The sequence below is a fragment of the Streptomyces sp. Ag109_O5-1 genome (assembly GCF_003814875.1).
GTDB lineage: Bacteria > Actinomycetota > Actinomycetes > Streptomycetales > Streptomycetaceae > Streptomyces > Streptomyces sasae.
On the sequence record NZ_RKQF01000001.1, the window covers coordinates 4,231,742 to 4,249,597 of the forward strand.

Here is a 17,856-nt window from a genome sequence, read left to right on the forward strand (position 1 = left end):
AGCCTTTATTCCCGCTGTCCATCACCTTGTGAAGCGGAAGAGGGCGGTTGCCGCCGTGTCGCCACAGTCCCCCAGTAACTCGAGCATCTCGACCGACGCAGACCAAGCGGGCAAGAACCCCGCGGCCGCGTTCGGACCGAACGAGTGGCTCGTCGACGAGATCTATCAGCAGTACCTCCAGGACCCGAACTCGGTAGACCGAGCCTGGTGGGACTTCTTCGCCGACTACAAGCCGGGAGCGCCCGCCGCCTCGGCTCCGGCGGGTACCGCGGCCGCGGGGGCCGCGGGCACCACCACGACACCCGCGCAGACGCCGCAGGCCGCGGCTCCGGCCGCGCCCGCCGTACCGGCGCCCGCCCCGGCCGCCCCGGTGCAGCCGCAGGCCGCGGCGCCCGCCCCGGCGCCCGCGAAGCCCGCCGCTGCTCCGGCCGCTCCGGCCCCGGCCGCCGCCAAGCCGGCCGCCGCCGCGAAGGCCGCGCCCGCCGCCGCGGCGCCCGCCGCCGCGGCGCCCGACGGTCCCGATCTGGTCACCCTGCGTGGTCCCGCCGCCGCCGTCGCGAAGAACATGAGCGCCTCGCTGGACGTGCCGACGGCCACCTCGGTCCGCGCGGTCCCGGTGAAGCTGCTGTTCGACAACCGCATCGTCATCAACAACCACCTCAAGCGCGCCCGGGGCGGGAAGATCTCCTTCACGCACCTGATCGGCTTCGCGATGGTGCAGGCCCTCAAGGCCATGCCGTCGATGAACTACTCGTTCGCGGAGAAGGACGGCAAGCCGACCCTGGTCAAGCCGCCGCACGTGAACTTCGGCCTCGCCATCGACCTGGTGAAGCCCAACGGCGACCGCCAGCTCGTCGTCGCGGCCATCAAGAAGGCCGAGACCCTGAACTTCTTCGAGTTCTGGCAGGCCTACGAGGACATCGTCCGTCGCGCCCGCGACAACAAGCTGACGATGGACGACTTCACCGGTGTCACGGTCTCCCTGACCAACCCCGGCGGCCTCGGCACCGTCCACTCGGTCCCGCGTCTGATGCCCGGCCAGTCGGTCATCATGGGCGTCGGCTCCATGGACTACCCCGCGGAGTTCCAGGGCACCAGCCAGGACACCCTGAACAAGCTCGGCATCTCGAAGGTCATGACGCTCACGTCGACCTACGACCACCGGGTCATCCAGGGCGCCGCCTCCGGCGAGTTCCTGCGCCAGGTCGCGAACCTCCTCCTCGGCGAGAACGGCTTCTACGACGAGATCTTCGAGGCGCTGCGCATCCCCTACGAGCCGGTCCGCTGGCTCAAGGACATCGACGCCTCCCACGACGACGACGTCACCAAGGCCGCCCGCGTCTTCGAGCTGATCCACTCCTACCGGGTCCGCGGCCACGTCATGGCCGACACCGACCCGCTGGAGTACAAGCAGCGCAAGCACCCCGACCTGGACATCACCGAGCACGGCCTCACCCTGTGGGACCTGGAGCGCGACTTCGCGGTCGGCGGTTTCGCCGGCAAGTCGATGATGAAGCTGCGCGACATCCTCGGTGTGCTGCGCGACTCGTACTGCCGCACCACCGGCATCGAGTTCATGCACATCCAGGACCCGAAGCAGCGCAAGTGGATCCAGGACCGCGTGGAGCGCCCGCACTCCAAGATGGAGCGCGAGGAGCAGCTGCGGATCCTGCGCCGCCTGAACGCGGCGGAAGCCTTCGAGACCTTCCTGCAGACGAAGTACGTCGGCCAGAAGCGGTTCTCCCTGGAGGGCGGCGAGTCCGTCATCCCGCTGCTCGACGCGGTGATCGACAGCGCGGCCGAGTCCCGCCTGGACGAGGTCGTCATCGGCATGGCCCACCGCGGCCGCCTGAACGTCCTCGCCAACATCGTCGGCAAGTCGTACGCGCAGATCTTCCGCGAGTTCGAGGGCAACCTCGACCCGAAGTCGATGCACGGCTCCGGCGACGTGAAGTACCACCTGGGCGCCCAGGGCACCTTCACCGGCCTGGACGGCGAGCAGATCACGGTCTCGCTGGCCGCGAACCCGTCCCACCTGGAGACGGTCGACCCGGTCATCGAGGGCATCGCCCGCGCCAAGCAGGACATCATCAACAAGGGCGGCACGGACTTCACGGTCCTGCCGGTCGCGCTGCACGGCGACGCGGCCTTCGCGGGCCAGGGCGTGGTGGCCGAGACCCTGAACATGTCGCAGCTGCGCGGCTACCGCACCGGCGGCACGGTCCACATCGTCATCAACAACCAGGTCGGCTTCACGGCGGCGCCCGAGTCCTCGCGCTCCTCCATGTACGCCACCGACGTGGCCCGCATGATCGAGGCCCCGATCTTCCACGTCAACGGCGACGACCCCGAGGCCGTCGTCCGCGTCGCCCGCCTGGCCTTCGAGTTCCGCCAGGCGTTCAACAAGGACGTGGTGATCGACCTCATCTGCTACCGCCGCCGCGGTCACAACGAGTCGGACAACCCGGCCTTCACCCAGCCGCTGATGTACGACCTGATCGACAAGAAGCGCTCGGTGCGCAAGCTCTACACCGAGTCCCTGATCGGTCGCGGCGACATCACCCTGGAAGAGGCCGAGCAGGCCCTGCAGGACTACCAGGGCCAGCTGGAGAAGGTCTTCACCGAGGTCCGCGAGGCCACCTCGCAGCCGGCCGCCGGTGCCGTCCAGGAGCCGCAGGACGGCTTCCCGGTCGCGGTCCCGACGGCGATCTCCGCGGAGGCCGTCAAGCGCATCGCCGAGTCCCAGGTCAACATCCCGGACTACTTCACCGTCCACCCGCGTCTGCTGCCGCAGCTGCAGCGCCGGGCGGCGATGATCGAGGACGGCACGATCGACTGGGGCATGGGCGAGACCCTGGCCATCGGCTCGCTGCTGATGGAGGGCACCCCGGTGCGCCTCTCCGGCCAGGACTCCCAGCGCGGCACCTTCGGCCAGCGGCACGCGGTCCTGATCGACCGCGAGACGGGCGCGGACTACACGCCGCTCCTCTACCTGACCGAGGACCAGGCCCGCTACAACGTCTACAACTCGCTGCTCTCCGAATATGCCGTGATGGGCTTCGAGTACGGCTACTCGCTCGCCCGTCCCGACGCGCTCGTGATGTGGGAAGCCCAGTTCGGTGACTTCACCAACGGCGCCCAGTCGGTCATCGACGAGTACATCTCGGCGGCCGAGCAGAAGTGGGGCCAGACGTCCGGCGTCACCCTGCTCCTCCCGCACGGCTACGAGGGCCAGGGCCCGGACCACTCCTCGGCCCGTATCGAGCGGTTCCTGCAGCTCTGCGCCCAGAACAACATGACGGTGGCCATGCCCACCCTCCCGTCGAACTACTTCCACCTCCTGCGGTGGCAGGTGCACAACCCGCACCACAAGCCGCTGGTCGTCTTCACCCCGAAGTCGATGCTGCGCCTCAAGGCGGCGGCCTCGAAGGCGGAGGAGTTCACGAGCGGGCAGTTCCGCCCGGTCATCGGCGACTCGTCGGTGGACCCGAACGCGGTCCGCAAGGTCGTCTTCTGCACCGGCAAGGTCTACTACGACCTGGAGGCCGAGCGGCAGAAGCGCGGTGTCACGGACACGGCGATCATCCGTCTGGAGCGCCTGTACCCGCTGCCGGGTGCGGAACTCCAGGCCGAGGTCAACAAGTACCCGAACGCCGAGAAGTACCTGTGGACGCAGGAGGAGCCGGCGAACCAGGGTGCCTGGCCGTTCATCGCGCTCAACCTGATCGACCACCTGGACCTGGCGGTCGGCGCGGACGTCCCGGCCGGCGAGCGCCTGCGCCGCATCTCCCGCCCGCACTCGTCGTCCCCGGCCGTGGGCTCGGCGAAGCGCCACCAGGCGGAGCAGGAACAGCTGGTGCGCGAGGTGTTCGAGGCGTAGTCCTCAACACCCGGAACACAGTGAAGGGCCCGGTCCCCGTCGGGGGCCGGGCCCTTCGGCGTTTCCCGGTGCGTGTCAGGTGGTCTGGGGTTCGAAGTCCCACTTCGGGCGTTCGCGTCGGCGGGCCGCAATGGTGTGCGGATGCCGGTCGCCAAGGGTCGCCGTCAGATCCGAGATGGTCTCCGCCTCCATCCGGTCGGCCTGTGAGTGCTCCCCCGAGCTGCGCAGATCGGCCGCGAGGGCGGTCCGGGCGGACAGGCTCAACGGGTGCATACCGCCGAGGCTCTCGACGGCCCCGGCGACGGTGAGCCTGCTGAGCCCGGCCGCGGACTCGATGTCGCCGGCCGCGTTGCGCAGGGCCGAGGCGTTGAGGGCACAGCCCAGGGTGTACGGGTGCCGCTCCCCCACCGCGGTGGTCATCTCGGCCAGCGCCTGCTCGATGAGGGCGTGGGCGTGCTCCCGTTCGCCGGCCGCGCCCAGGACCAGGGCGTGATTCGCGCGTACACCGGTGATGAAAGGGTGACCCTCCGGGAGGAGCCGCCCATAGCGGGCGACAAGGATCTCACTCGCTTCCCGGGCCCGGCCGAGGTCGCCGCGCCGGCGGGCGAAGCAGCTCTGGCTGACGGCGGCGCCCAGCGTCTCCAGATGGGTCTCGCCCAGTTTGCGCTCGTAACGTTCCAGGACATGCGTCAGGAAGGACTCGGCGCGCTCGTAGTCGCCGCAGCGGTAGCGGCACAGGGCCAGGTTGTGCTCGGCGCGCAGGGTCTGGGGGTTGTCGGGGCCGAGGACCGTCCCGTGCTCACGGACGTTCATCGTCTGGAGGGTCTCGGCCTCGGCGTACCGGCCCATCAGGCGCAGGTCGACGGCGTAGGAGACCTCGGAGAAGAGGGTGAACACATGGCGTCCGGACAGGATCCGGCGGCGTGCCTCCAGCGTCTGCCGGTCCAGCTCCAGAGCCTGCCGGTAGCGTCCGAGCTGGCGCAGCGAGAAACCGAGGTTGTTCAGCGCGTTCAGGGTGCGCGAGTCCTCCTCGCCCAGGAGGTCCCGGTATGCCGTGTGGAGCGACCGGCTCAGCTCCAGCGCCTCCTCGTACCGGCCGAGGCCCCGTAGGTCGGCGGCGAGGCCGCTGGCCATCCTGAGGTGGTCGATGTCGTTCGGGCCGCGCTCTTCGCGCAGCAGCCGCACGGCGACGCGTTCGATGGCCTCGGTCTGCGCGTAGTGGCCGTCGGCACGCAGCAGGTTGGCGTAGTGGTAGGTCAGTTCCCAGATCTGCGGGTGCGACTCGCCCAGCAGCGCTCGCCAGAACTCCAGGGTCCGGCGCCCGAGTTCGATCCCTTCCGCGTACTCGCCGATGAACAGCAGATAGCGCAGGGAGTTGAGCACCAGGGTCTGCACCCCGTGGTCGTCGCTGCGGAGCGCGTCCGCGTGTCTCAGGTGGGGCACGATCTCCGCGTACGCGTCCCAGTCACGGCTGTCGCCGGGACGGCCGGGGTCGGCCGCGGCCAGCGCCCTCCGCACCACGTCGCCGTAGACCCGCAGTTCCTCCGTCGTCATGTCCTGGCGGACGATCCGGTGGACCATCCGGTGCAGATACAGCGACGCTCCGGCGGACAGCGGCGCGTCGGACGTCGGCTCGTACGACTCCAGGCGCACCACGGAGTACTGCCGCAGCTGGTTGATCGCCCTGGCCCAGAGCGAGGAGTCGCCGAGCAGGCCCGCCAGCTGATCGGGCAGGCCGTCGTGCGGCACGTCCCGCAGCAGGCGTACGGGGATGAAACCCGGCGCGAAGAAGGTGCACAGGCGCAGCAGGTCGACCGACTCCGGGACGGTGTCGCGCAGTTTGTCCAACATGATCGACCACGCGGTCTGGAAGGCCTGGGGGAAGTCCGGGGACACCTTGACGACGTCCTGGTCGAGTCCCGAGTCCAGCAGGGCGATGTAGTCCGCGACGGACAGTTCGGAGTCGCCCAGCCAGCCGGCCGTCTGGTCCAGGAGCAGCGGCAGGTCCTCCAGCGCCTCCGCGAGCTGGCCGGCGTCGGTGTCCGTCAGCCGGGGTGCCCGGAGCCTGATGAAGGCGACCGACTCGTCACGGTCGTAGACCGGTATCTCCAGGAGGCGGCTATGGCGGTCGGCCCACTCGGGATTGCGGGACGTGATGAGCACATGCCCGGGGCCGGCGGGGACCAGGTCCTCGATCTGGCCGGGGTCGTCGGCACCGTCCAGGACCAGCAGCCAGCGGGAGTACGGCTCGCCCCGGCGCAGCGCCTCCCGTGCCGCGCGCAGCCGTTCGCCGTACTCGTCGCCCGTGGACAGGCCCAGTTTCGGGGCGAGTTCGGCCAGCAGGCGCCGGCAGGTCACTCGTTTGCCGGCGTCGACCCACCAGACCACGTCGTACTCGGAACCGAAGCGGTACACGTATTCGGCGGCGAGCTGTGTCTTGCCCACCCCGGACATTCCGTGCAGGGTCAGCAGGCCGGCACCCGGCTCACTGTCCCGGAGCAGGCGATAGGCCTCGTCGAGGAGCGGCTCGCGGCCTGTGAAGCGGGTGTTGCGGCGCGGTACCCCGCCCCACACCGCGGGTGCGGCGAAGGGGAAACGCGGACCGCGTGGCGCGCCGGGCGGCTCGTGCGGTGTCTGCGCGGGCAGGTCCAGCCGGGCCAGGAGGCGTCGTTCGGCTTCGTCGGCGTCGATGCCGGTCAGGTCGGCGGGGGCCAGCGCGGCGACGGCCGAGGGCACCGGGGCGTCGGTGATGGAGACGGCGGCGAACCGGGACGGGTCCGGTGCCACGACCTCGCGCAGGGCCGCGTCCCACTCCTCGTGCGTACGGGTGCCCAGCCGGAAGTACCGTTCGCTGACGATGACGAGAATCCGGCCCGCGTCGAGGGCCAGGTCTCTCAGCAGGTGCACCAGCGGGAACTCCGCCGGCGCGTCCCAGCGCAGGTACCGCACCCGTATGCCGCGCCGCTCCAGCCGGTCGCCGATCCAGGCCGCCCAGGCCCGGTTGAATCCGGCGAAGCTGATGGTGACCGTCTCGCGCCCGTCCTGGCCTGCCTGTTCGTCCGGCCGGGGGGCCTGGACCGCCTCGGGGGCCGTCCCGGACCGGCCCTGTGCGTCCGCCGCGCCCCCTCCGAGCAGACGCGACAGCACGCCCCGGGTGCCGCGCCGGTCCCGGTCCGCCGGGGGTGCCGTCGGATCGTCCGCCCCGGCCAGGAGAAACGGCTGGTCCGGGGCCGGGCCGGCCGCCGGCGGGCCGCCGGGCTCGCGCTCCAGGATCTCCGAGCGCAGTTCCGCCTTGCGCACCGGAAGGCCCCACTGGTTGCTGATGGTCAGCCAGAGGGACGCGGTGCCCGGCTCGCTTCCCGTCGACACGGCGAAGCGCGCCGGGCCGTAGGTGCCGCCGAACCGGTGCAGGACGACGGCGGGTTCGTCGAGGGCCGCGCAGACGACCTCCGGGCCGGCGCCCTCCAGGGACACGGTGAAGGTGAACTCCTCCTCCGTCCAGGGCCAGTTCGGCTCGGTGCCGGCCTCGGCCGGGAGCGGGCCGCGCAGGTCGACGGTGACGAGGTAGTCGCAGTCGGTCTCCGCCTGGCGCGGCCAAGCGACGACGGGCTCGATCAGCAGCGGGGCCTCGTCGGCAGCCACGGCGATCGTATGCTCCGGTCCAGCGCGCCCGTTCATCCTCCGATGCTCCGTCCCTCGTCGTGGCCGACGAGCCGCAGCGGGGTGCGCGGGTGCCCGTAGTAGTGGAACATGAAGGCGTAGAGGAGCCTGAGGACCCGCTTCTGCCCGACGGCGTCGACCTCCCCGTCATCGTTGCGGACGCTCGGGATGACGGCCAGTCCCCCGAACTCCTCGACGGCCTCGGCCCGGAAGGCCCGGAGCTTCTCCGCGAGGGGCTGCCAGGACCGGGCGGTGACCTCGGTCACCAGGCGGTGCACCATCGCCCGTGCCTCCGGGTCGCCGATCGCTCCCGCCGTGACGATGCAGCCGCCCGCGCCCTTGCGCAGGAACAGTTCGGCGAACCCCCGCCATGCCTCTTCGCCCTGGGCCCTGTTGTCGACGAAGCGGCCGGAGTGACAGGCGTTCAGGCAGACCAGGGAGTGGTCCCTGCGCAGCAGGTCCATCTTCTCCTCGTTGAACTCGGCCCAGGTCCGTCCCCCGAGCTGGAGTCTGGTGACGGAGTGGCCGTACTCACCGTGGCAGCCCATGTAGACGAGGCCGGTCCGGTCGGCGGGGACGTCGAGGGCCTTGAGGAACGGGGTGAGTTCCTTGTGGGGCCGTGGGGCGTAGGGCGCGAGGGCGATGTGGTCGTGTGCCATGTCCCGGTGCAGATAGGCGAGGACGCCGCCCTGGAACGCGCCCGGGTCGCGCGGCAGGCCGAGGTCGACGTGGTGCAGCGTGGTCCACCGCGAGACGGCGACCAGGGCGCCGAGCAGGCCGCCCGGCAGGCCGAGTTCCGGTTCGCCCGGGAGTCTGAACAGCTCCCAGGGCAGTTCGTAGCCGGTGTCGTCCCAGATGATGAGGCGCAGGTCCGCGCCGTGCCGTGCCCGGATCCGGTTGATCCAGTCGGCGAGCCGCTCCTGGTTGTCCGACCAGTGCAGGACGGCGCGCAGGACCTCCGAGGGGAACTCGCCGTCGCCCCGCCGGAGGTTGCCCAGGCTGACGCCGGGGGCGGCCAGCCTGGTCGGGCCGGGCTCGCAGGTGACCTTGAGCGGGCCGCACCAGCCCCGCAGCCGGTATCCGTCCCGGATGCCGGGGGTGTGGCTGCGCTGCACCTGGAGGAGCGCGAATCCTTCGGGGAGCCGGGACCAGGGGCTGGCCGCGGTCCGGCCGAGTCCGGCCGCCGACTCCTGGGTACGGCGCAGATGCAGCACGGGACTCACTTCCCGGCGCACTGCCGCCTTCAGCCCGGGAAGCGCGGCACGGCGTACGGCGCTGCCGGCCTCCGCCATCCAGCGAGGGGCACGCGGCTGTTCGGCGTTCACCCTGGCTCCCCCCGCCCCTCGATCACCAACCCGCCGAGGGCGTCGGCCAGTTGACCGGGCAGGTGCGCATAGGCGGCCCGGGCCGGGTCCACCACCGCCGTGTGCACCCGGGTGCGGTCCATGGCCGCGATCCGCCGTGCGGCCTCCAGGGCGTCCGTGACGCCGGCCGCGCCCACCGCGTCGGTCGTCCGTCCGCCGTGGCTCACGCTCAGCGGAACGTTGCCCCGGCCGTCGGTGACCACGACCACCCAGGCCTCGGTGAGCCCGTTCCCGTGCTGCCGGAAGGCCCGGCGCAGCACCCGTACCGCCTCCTCGATGCCGTGGGCGAGCGGGGTCGCCCGGCCCGCCTGCCGGTACAGGGAGGCGAGTACCCGGGGGTCCAGGACGCTGCGCGCCGGGAAGGAGTCGGCTCTCAGCTCGTCGGCGGCCAGCGCGCTGCCGACCTCGATCGTCTGCACGGCGGCCCGCTCGGTGTACGCCCACTGCAGGAACGGCGTCAGGGCGTCCTGCCAGTCCCAGTCCTCGTCCCGGCAGGTGTGGTCCAGGACCAGTACCAGCATGCGTTCGGGGGCGCCCGCCCGGGCATGGCTGTGCAGGTCGACCGGCGAGATGGTGAACCGGTCGGCGCGGCGCAGGCGTTGGTGCACCGCGGCTTCGCGGACCGTGCGCACGTAGGCGAGGTCACGGAGGTTCCCGGCCCGCCGGGTGCCGACGACCGTGCCGCGCGCGGAGGCCGGGCCCGCAGTGCGCTGCCAGGGGCTGCGCAGCGGCGCGAAGTCCCGCAGCACCACCGCCTCGTCCTCGGGGAAGGGCGTGGCGAGTACGGCGGGGGTGCCGCCGGGGGCACTGCCGATCGGCTCCGCGGGCCCGGTGTCGAGCAGCGGCTGCGCGGAGGGGGCGGCCTCCCGCTCCGGGACGGCCTCGCCGGCCCGGCCACGGGGTGGCTCGGGGCGGATCCGCTTCGGCGGGGCAGGCGGTGGCACGGCGGGCGATGGATCGGCGGGCGCGGTGGGCGGCGGGGCCTCCGGCACGGTCAGGCCCATGAGCCGGGCCGCCGCGTCGCAGTGCGCGGCGGTCGCCGTGGGCTCGCCCCGGACCGCCGCGACGGCACGGGCGAGGCGGGCCAGGGCGAGTTCCCTGCGCACACCGGTCCCGCCGCCGAGCAGCGTCCGTACCCGGTCCAGTGCCTCGTCGGTGACCGGCACGGACGGGGCGCCGCGGCCGGCCGGCTCCGGGTCCGGCAGTGGCGGCCTGAGGCCTGCCACCGAGAGTCGTACGGCGAACCTGTCCAGCAGATGGAGGCTCAGCCGTCCCGCCTCGGCGGACGGGCAGGCCGCCAGCCAGCGTCCCCTCGGACGTGCCGTGCGGCTCAGTCCGGTGTGTTCGACCACGGCGACGTCGGCGCCCACGAGTTGTACCGCGGCCCGCATGCCGGCGACGCTCAGCCGGGTCAGGTCGGGCACCACGACCAGCGGTGGCGGCGCGCCGCGGCCCTCTTCCCCGACCAGGGGGCCCGGTTCGGTGCGGAAGGAGATGCCGTCGCGTTCGCGATGGAGCCGGGTGCGGGTCCAGAGGTCCTCGTCGCGGCTGGTGGCACCCAGCATGACGGGTGTCCCGCCGCCGAGTATGCCGGCGAAGAGACGGGCGACCGGGTCGATCAGCCGGGGGTCCAGGTCGAAGAGCAGGACGCCGGAGAGGGCGGGGTCGGCGGCGGCGCAGGTCAGGGCGAGGGTGAGTCTCGCGGCGAGGTCTTCCGGTTCCGTGGGCGTCCCGTCGGTGGCCATGGGGGGCGCCTCAGACCGTCCCGAAGAGTTCCCCGACCTGGGCCTCGTCGTCCGGCCCCCAGTCGAAGACGGCACCGTGGGCGGTCTCCGGCCGTCGGTGGCGCAGCGCCATCGGCAGGACCCGGCGCAGGTGTCCCGGACCGACCTCGTCCGCTCCCTCCAGCGCCGCCAGTGCGCGGGCGGCCAGCATCGCGACGATCTCGCCCCGCTGGCCGACGGCGTCGACCTGCTCGGCCGCCGCCGCACACAGCCGCAGGACGTCGTCGGGTACGTGGAGGTACGGCGCGCGGCGACGGGCGTCCGTCAGGCGTTCCCGGACGTCCGCGTCGTCCTTCTCCGCCGCGGCCAGCCAGTCGGATTCCTGTTTCGTGAGTTCCTGTTCGAAGTCGAGAACGGTGCGCAGCATGTGCCGGCGCGCATCCGTGTCGAGCTGCCCGGCGGTGACCATCAGGCCGAACCGGTCGAGGAGTTGGGGCCGTAGTCCGCCCTCCTCCGGGTTCATCGTGCCGACCAGACCGAACGAGAGGTGCTTCGCGGTGGCCAGCCCCTCGCGCTGTACGGACAGCACGCCGGTGGAGACGACGTCGAGGATGATGTTGACGAGGTGGTCGTCGAGGAGGTTGACCTCGTCCACATAGAGCAGCCCCTTGCCGTCCGCCTCCTCCAGCAGGCCCGGTTGCGGGCGGGCCTCGCCGCGGATCAGGGCGTCGAGGTCCCAGCCGCCGAGGACCCGGTCGTCGGTGGCGTTGATGGGCAGCGTGACCGGGAGTTCGCCGTGCGCCATGAGGGCGAAGGCGCGGACGAGGGTGGACTTGGCGGTGCCGCGCGGGCCGGCGATCAGGACTCCGCCGATGCGCGGCACAATGTGGTTGAGCTGGAGCGCCAGCTTCAGCTCCGCCTGCCCCACGACCCGGGCGTACGGCAGGATGTGGACGCCGTTCGCGGCCCGGGTCACGAGGCGGCTCCGGGCCCGGTGCGCCACCGGAAGGTGATCTGCAGCTGGGCCTCCGCACCGCTCTTGACGAGGGCGGCCACCCCGGCGTCCACCTTGATGGCGAGCTGCATCTCGATCTCGTCGGGCCGGGCCTCCTCGCCCAGCTCCCCGAACCGCCGGACCGCCTGGGCGGCACACCGGCGGGCCAGGTCGAGGGCGTCGGTGTAGGCGTCACGGGCCACTTGTACGACGCGCTGGGCGGCCCCGTCCCGGGTCGCTTCGTCGCCGTACACCAGGTCGAGACCGTCGTACGAGGCCGGACGCAGCTCGGTCTCGACCTCGATGGGTATGGGCCCGTCCGCGCCTTCCGGTTCGGGCCCGACCAGGATCACCACACGTCCCCCTGAGTGAACTCACGTGTGTTGCAGGCTTGTTGGACTCCACTCCTTCCCCGGCGGCCGGACTTTATGCGCACCGGGGAGGCGCGGCGGGCGTCAGCTGGCCTGGGGCTCGAAGTCCCAGTAAGGCCGGTTGCGGGCGCGCGCGGAGATGGTGTGGACGTGCTGCTTGCCCAGGGTCGACTCCAGGTCGGCGAGGGCTTCCTGCTCGGTCTTCTCGGCCTGCTGGCGGGCGCGCAGTCCGCGCAGGTCGGCCGCGTAGGAGACACGGGCGGACAGGGTGAGGGGGTGGGTACGGCCGAGGGTCTCGGTGGCCCTGGCGATGGTGATCCTGCTCAGTTCGGCGGCGGACTCCGTGTCGCCGATGAGGTTGCGCAGGGCAGAGGCGTTGATGGCACAGCCGAGCGTGTAGGGGTGGTTCTCGCCCACGGCCTCGGCCATGTCGGCGAGCGCCTGTTCGATCAGGACGTGGGCGTGCTCCCGCTCGCCGACGTTGCGCAGGATCAGGGCCTGGTTGGCTCGGGCGCCGATGATGAACGGGTGTCCCTGCGGGAGTAGTTGGTCGTACCGGGCCAGAATGGACTCGCTGGTCTCGCGGGCCAGGTCGATGTCGCCGTGCTCGCGGTGGAAGCAGCTGTGGCTGACGGCGGCGGACAGGGTGAGGAGGTCCACGTCGCCGAGTTTGCGTTCGAACCCTTCCAGGACCCGGGTGAGCAGTTGTCCGGCCGCGGCACGGTCGCCGCCGCGCAGCTGGCACAGCGCCAGGTTGTGCTCGGCGCGCAGTGTGTACTGGCTGGTCTCGCCGGCCACGATCCGGTACTCGCGCACGTTCCGGGCCTGCACGGACTCGGCGTCCGAGTAGCGGCCCAGCAGCCTCAGGTCGATCGCGTAGGACACCTCGGAGAAGAGGGTCCACAGGTGCCGGCCGGTGAGCACCAGACGGCGCTGTTCCAGTGTCTTCTGGTCGATGGCCAGCGCTTCCTTGTACTGGCCGAGCAACCGGTGCGCGAAAGCCAGGTTGTTGAGAGCGTTCAGGGTGCGGGAGTCCTGCTCGCCCACGAGCTCCCGGTAGGCCGGGTGGATCCACGAGTACAGGTCGAAGGCCTCGCGGTACCTGCCGAGACCCCACAGGTCGGCCCCCAGCCCGTTGGCCACCCGCAGATAGTCCAGGTCGTTCTCGCCCCGCTCCTCCCGCAACCGCACCATCGCCGCCCGGTCGATCGCCTCGGTCTCCTCGAACCGGTTCGCCGCCCGCAGCAGGTTGGCGTAGTGGTAGGTGGCCTCCCAGACCCTCGGATGCGACTCGCCCAGCAGCTCGCGCCAGGCGTTCAGGGTCCGCCTGCCGAGTTTCCAGCCCGCGGTGTACTCGCCCGCGAAGTACATGTACCGCAGACAGTTGAGGACCAGGGTCTGCACCTTGCGGTCCTTGCTGTTGATCGCGTCCGCGTACTTCAGGTGCGGCACGATCTGCGCGTACGCGCTCCAGAAGCGCGTGTCGGTGGGACGGCCCGGATCGGCGGCGGCCAAGGCCTGACGCACCACGTCGATGAACTCCTTCCGGTCCGCCTCGGGCATGTCCTTGCCCACGATCTGGTGGACCATGCGGTGCAGGTACACCGACTCTCCGGAGGAGGCGGCCTCCTCCGAGCCGGCCTCGTGGGACTCGAGGCGGACGACCGAGTACTGACGCAACTGGTTGATCGCCCTGTTCCACAGCAACGGATCGTCGAGCAGCCCGGTCAGCTGTTCGGGTACGTCGTCGTGCGGCATCTCCCGCAGCATGCGCACCGGAATGAAGCCCGGTGCGAAGAACGTGCACAGGCGCAGCAGGTCGACCGACTCCGGGACGGTCTCGCGGAGCTTGTTCAGCAGTATCGCCCACGCGGTCTGGAAGGCCAGCGGGAAGTCCGCCGACACCTTGACGACGTCCGGGTCGGCGCCGTCCTCCAGCAGGGCGATGTAGTCCTCGACGGAGAGGTCCGAGTCGTTGAGCCAGCCCGCCGTCTGGTCCAGCAGCAGCGGCAGGTCCTCCAGGGCCGCGGCGAGCTGGTCGGCGTCCTCGTCCGACAGCCGTGGCGCCCGGCGCCTGATGAAGGCGACGGACTCGTCGCGGTCGTAGACCTTGACCTCCAGCAGCTTGCTGTTGTGCTCGCCCCACTCGGGGTTCCGGGAGGTGATGATGACGTGCCCCGGGCCGGTCGGCACCAGGTCCCAGATCTGGTCGGGTTCGTCGGCGCCGTCCAGGATCAGCAGCCAGCGGGAGAAGGGATTGCCCCGGCGCAGCGAGTCGCGGACCGCGCGGAGGCGCTCGCCGTACTCGTCGCCCGTGGACAGTCCGAGTTTGGCGGAGAGTTCGGCCAGCACCCGGCGGTAGGTGACCCGGCTCTCCGAGTTGACCCACCACACCACGTCGTACTCGGAACCGAAGCGGTAGACGTACTCGGCGGCCAGCTGGGTCTTGCCCACTCCGGGCATGCCGTGCAGCGTGAGGACGCCCGCGCCCGAGTCGCTGCCCTGGAGCAGGTGGTACGCGTCGTTCAGGACCGGCTCACGCCCCGTGAAGCGCGTGTTGCGACGCGGTACGCCACCCCATACCTCCGGCAGTGCGGCGGGGAACCGCGGGCCACGGGAGCCGTCCGGCACCGGCCGGCCGTCGGCCGGCAGGTCCAGCCGGTCCAGCAGGCGGCGTTCCGCCTCGTCGGCGCCCATGTTGGTCAGGTCGACCGGGCCCAGCACCGCGATCGCCGCGGGCACCTGCGTGTTGGTGACGGAGACGGCCGCGAACTTGGACGGGTCCGGCCCGACCACCTCGCGCAGCGCCGCGTTCCACTCCTCGAAGGTCCGGGGACCGAGTTGGAAGTACCGCTCACTGACCAGGATCAGGATCCGGCCCTCCGCGAGCGCGAGACCGCGCAACAGGTCCACCAGGGTCTCCTCGGCCGGGGAGTCCCAGCGCACATAGGAGACCCGGACGCCCCGCCGCTCCAGCCTGTCCCCGATCCACGCCGCCCAGGCCCGGTTGAACCCGGCGAAGCTGATCGTGACGGTCTGCCTCGCGGCCCCCCTCTCGGTCGACCTGACCGGCGTACGAGTTTCAGACATGCGACGGCCTCCACGCGTAGTCATAAAATCCTAGAACCTCGGTGCGGCCCTGGGGAGTCCGCCGACTTCGGAACCGGCACCTCGGCTCGACGATCTTTGCGCAGCGGGGCCTGAGAAGTCGTCATTTCCGGGATTCACCACGGGGTTGGCGCTGAGTCCACAGCGTACGCACCACCTTGACGTACTCCTGCGCGCGCGCCGCGTGTCCCCGGGGCGCGGGGTGCGCCGTGTGCCGTTCGTGCGCCGCCGCCATCTCGTCCACGAACCGCCGGCCCACCGCCGTGAGGTCCGAGGAGGCGACCAGCGCGGGCAGCGCGGCCCCCACCTGGGCGTGGTAGCGCGCGTACTGCGCCCACGCGCCCTCGCTGAGCGCCGGCTCCACGGTGAGCGCCCGGCGCTGGAAGAAGTCCGCCAGGGCGAGATGCGAGTACGCGCCCTGCAGCAGGCCGTCGTACGGCCTCGGGTCCGGGCGCCAAGGCGCGAAGTACAGGGCCGCAGGACCCGCCCGGTGCAGCTCCACCATCTCGCTCAGCGCCGCCAGTTTGGTGTGCTGGAGCTCATGGACGAGGGTCGCCGCGAAGGCGACCGGGGTCACGGGAGCGCTGCTGAGCAACGCGCCGAATGCCTCCCGCCGGGTTCCGCTGCAACTGCCCCGGCCCCCCGCCCCGGGCGGCATCTCCAGCGGGACCAGGCACCGCAGCAGCGCCAGCGCCTCCATGAGCCGCCCCTCGCCGCCCGTACGGAGTACCGCGGCCGTGCCGGACCAGCTCTGCAGCCACCGCTTGCGTTCGGCGTCGTCCGGGCCGGCCGGACCGCTCAGCGCGTACTGGTCGGGTTCGCGGGGCGGTACGCGGTAGGGGTCGAGGTCGTCCAGGGGCATGGGGGCCGCGCCGGGCACCAGGCCCGGCAGCGCGTACGCCGAGGTCCAGGCGAGCGAGCCGGACCAGGCACCGGTCCCGTTCTCCAGGAAGACAGTGGTGTCCTCGTCGAGGGTCATACGTGACCCGTCGTAGGACACCCGAACCCGGACGTCCCTCTGTTCCGCCGTGCGCAGGGCGCCCAGCGACGGAAGGACCAGGATGCCGTCACGGGCCGTCAGGTGCACGGCGAACGGGATCCCGGCGCGGGCCGCGGCCACCGCCGCCACCGCGCTGAAGTAGGCCAGATCGCAGGCGAGTTCGCGACGCTGTTCCTGCGTCGGGGGACCGGTCCGCGGGTCGAGGCCGGTCAGGCAGCGGCGGACCCAGGGGCCGAGCAGTGGATACCCCAGCCTGGTCCGCGCCGGGGAGTCCGGGCCGCCGGCCCGGTCCGCCGCCGTCAGCAGCGCCCAGTCCTCCCGCAGCCTCGCCTTCGCCGCCGGCGGGCACAGCTCCGGATCCGCGGTCTCCGCCGCGTCCAGTACCGCGCGCAGCAGGAGGAGCCGGCGGGTGTCCTGGTCCCGGACGAGCAGGGCCAGCGTGTCGGCGTCGCCGTCGGTGCGCCCGAGTTCGGCGAGGGCCGTCTCCGGGACCGCCGGAAGTATCACGGGGTGCCCCCTTCACCAGAGGCCACAGCCGGCACCGCGTCCGCGGCGAGCCGGCCGGCCGCATGTCGGATGAAACGCTCCAGGTCGGCGCAGTACACCGAGGGATTGCGGAAGCCGTGCCCGGCCCGGTACCGGTGGGCGTAGTGGCCGCCGCCGCACACGGACAGCAGCGGGCAGGACCGGCACTCGTCGGCGAGGGCCGCCGCGCCCGCCTGCCGGGCGGCGACCCCCGGGTGCCGCAACGCTTCGTCGAACGCGTGCCGGAAGACGTCCAGGCCGGTCCGCGCGGCCCCCTCGTACGCCGACTTCAGGGAGTCGACCTGCTCGATCGACCCGTCCGTCTCCACCACGAGCGCGTCGAAGGGGGCCAGGCCGAGGGATTCGGTGGCCGCGGGCAGGCCGAGCAGCAGGGCGAGACACTCCTCGAAGAGGCGGACCCGGGTCTCCCGGCGGCCGGCCGACCACCAGCGGTCGAAGACCGCGCAGAGCCAATCGCCGTACCGGGAACCGGACTTGTGCGGCGGGGGCACCGACCAGTTGCCGTGCGGGAGGAGCAGGTCGATGGCGGGTGGCCGGAGTTCGAGCAGGGAGTCGTATGTCTCCACCGGATCCAGCATGGGGTCCACGACCGTCAGAAGGCCCGCGTACGACTCCGGGAAGCGGTCGGCGACCAGGCGCACCCCGCGTGCCGCGGCCGGCCAGGACGGGCGGCCCGCGTGGTCGACGCGACGCGCGTTGTGCCGCGCGCGGCCGCCGTCGAGGCTGATGCCGATCTCGATACCGTGCCCCGCCAGAACGCTCACGCGGTCCTGCGTCAGCAGGGTGGCGTTGGTCTGGACGGTGGCCCGGACCGTGCAGTCCGCGGGGATGCGCAGGCGTACGGCTTCGGTGAAGCCGGCGAGCGTGCCGACGCCCGCCAGCAGGGGTTCGCCGCCGTGCAGGACCAGGGAGACCGTGGTCAGGCCGTGGGTGCGGGCGTGTTCGGCGATACGGTCGGCGGTGCGGTCGAGGACGTTGGGCGGGGCGGTGGCGGGGCGGGCGCGCCAGGTGCTGTCCGGGCCCTCGTAGAGGTAGCAGTAGGTGCAGGCCAGGTTGCAACGGCCGTGCACCTTCACTATGAACTGACGGAAAGGGTGACCGGTCGCAGACACTCCAGCACCCCCATGCCGTACGCCTTTCCACCCGTTTCAGGCCGCATCAGGCCGCATTCCCGGTCGAAGGCCGGACGCAAACCCGTCGCGATCGAAG

General features: G+C 71.8%; 9 protein-coding genes. 1 reads left to right on the forward strand and 8 read right to left on the reverse strand.

Going from position 1 to position 17,856, the window contains the following annotated elements:
* The first annotated feature begins 55 nt into the window (after positions 1–55).
* The gene (locus tag EDD90_RS19155; RefSeq protein WP_123974193.1) at positions 56–3,880 is read left to right on the forward strand and encodes a multifunctional oxoglutarate decarboxylase/oxoglutarate dehydrogenase thiamine pyrophosphate-binding subunit/dihydrolipoyllysine-residue succinyltransferase subunit; all 3,825 of its coding nucleotides are present in this window, start codon (positions 56–58) and stop codon (positions 3,878–3,880) included.
* 75 nt (positions 3,881–3,955) lie between these two features.
* On the opposite strand, the gene fxsT (EDD90_RS19160) is transcribed toward EDD90_RS19155, so the two are convergent.
* The 8 genes from fxsT (EDD90_RS19160) to EDD90_RS19200 all read right to left on the reverse strand — a co-directional run bounded on the left by fxsT (EDD90_RS19160) (position 3,956) and on the right by EDD90_RS19200 (position 17,759).
* Positions 3,956–6,901, reverse strand: coding sequence for an FxSxx-COOH system tetratricopeptide repeat protein (fxsT, locus tag EDD90_RS19160; RefSeq protein ID WP_398928545.1), 2,946 nt, complete (start codon positions 6,899–6,901; stop codon positions 3,956–3,958).
* Positions 6,902–7,554: 653 nt separating this feature from the next.
* Positions 7,555–8,865, reverse strand: coding sequence for a hypothetical protein (locus EDD90_RS19170; RefSeq protein ID WP_260327936.1), 1,311 nt, complete (start codon positions 8,863–8,865; stop codon positions 7,555–7,557).
* Entirely contained in the window at positions 8,862–10,649 is a 1,788-nt protein-coding gene (locus tag EDD90_RS19175; RefSeq protein WP_123974194.1) for a magnesium chelatase, read from the reverse strand. Before EDD90_RS19175 ends, EDD90_RS19170 begins: the two co-directional genes overlap by 4 nt.
* A 10-nt stretch (positions 10,650–10,659) precedes the next feature.
* Positions 10,660–11,604 carry an AAA family ATPase gene (locus tag EDD90_RS19180; protein WP_185149152.1) on the reverse strand — a complete coding sequence of 315 codons (945 nt, stop codon included), beginning with the start codon at positions 11,602–11,604 and terminating at the stop codon, positions 10,660–10,662.
* Entirely contained in the window at positions 11,601–11,978 is a 378-nt protein-coding gene (locus EDD90_RS19185; protein WP_260327937.1) for a CU044_2847 family protein, read from the reverse strand. The genes EDD90_RS19180 and EDD90_RS19185 overlap by 4 nt, the downstream gene beginning before the upstream one ends.
* 99 nt (positions 11,979–12,077) lie before the next feature.
* Positions 12,078–15,083, reverse strand: coding sequence for an FxSxx-COOH system tetratricopeptide repeat protein (fxsT, locus tag EDD90_RS19190; RefSeq protein ID WP_123974195.1), 3,006 nt, complete (start codon positions 15,081–15,083; stop codon positions 12,078–12,080).
* Positions 15,084–15,204: 121 nt separating this feature from the next.
* Positions 15,205–16,605 (reverse strand): aKG-HExxH-type peptide beta-hydroxylase, encoded by a 1,401-nt coding sequence (locus EDD90_RS19195; RefSeq protein WP_123981382.1) that lies wholly within the window; start codon positions 16,603–16,605, stop codon positions 15,205–15,207.
* Complete coding sequence (locus EDD90_RS19200; protein WP_123974196.1) at positions 16,605–17,759, reverse strand: FxsB family cyclophane-forming radical SAM/SPASM peptide maturase; 1,155 nt, start codon at positions 17,757–17,759, stop codon at positions 16,605–16,607. The genes EDD90_RS19195 and EDD90_RS19200 overlap by 1 nt, the downstream gene beginning before the upstream one ends.
* Between the last annotated feature and the right edge of the window lie 97 nt (positions 17,760–17,856).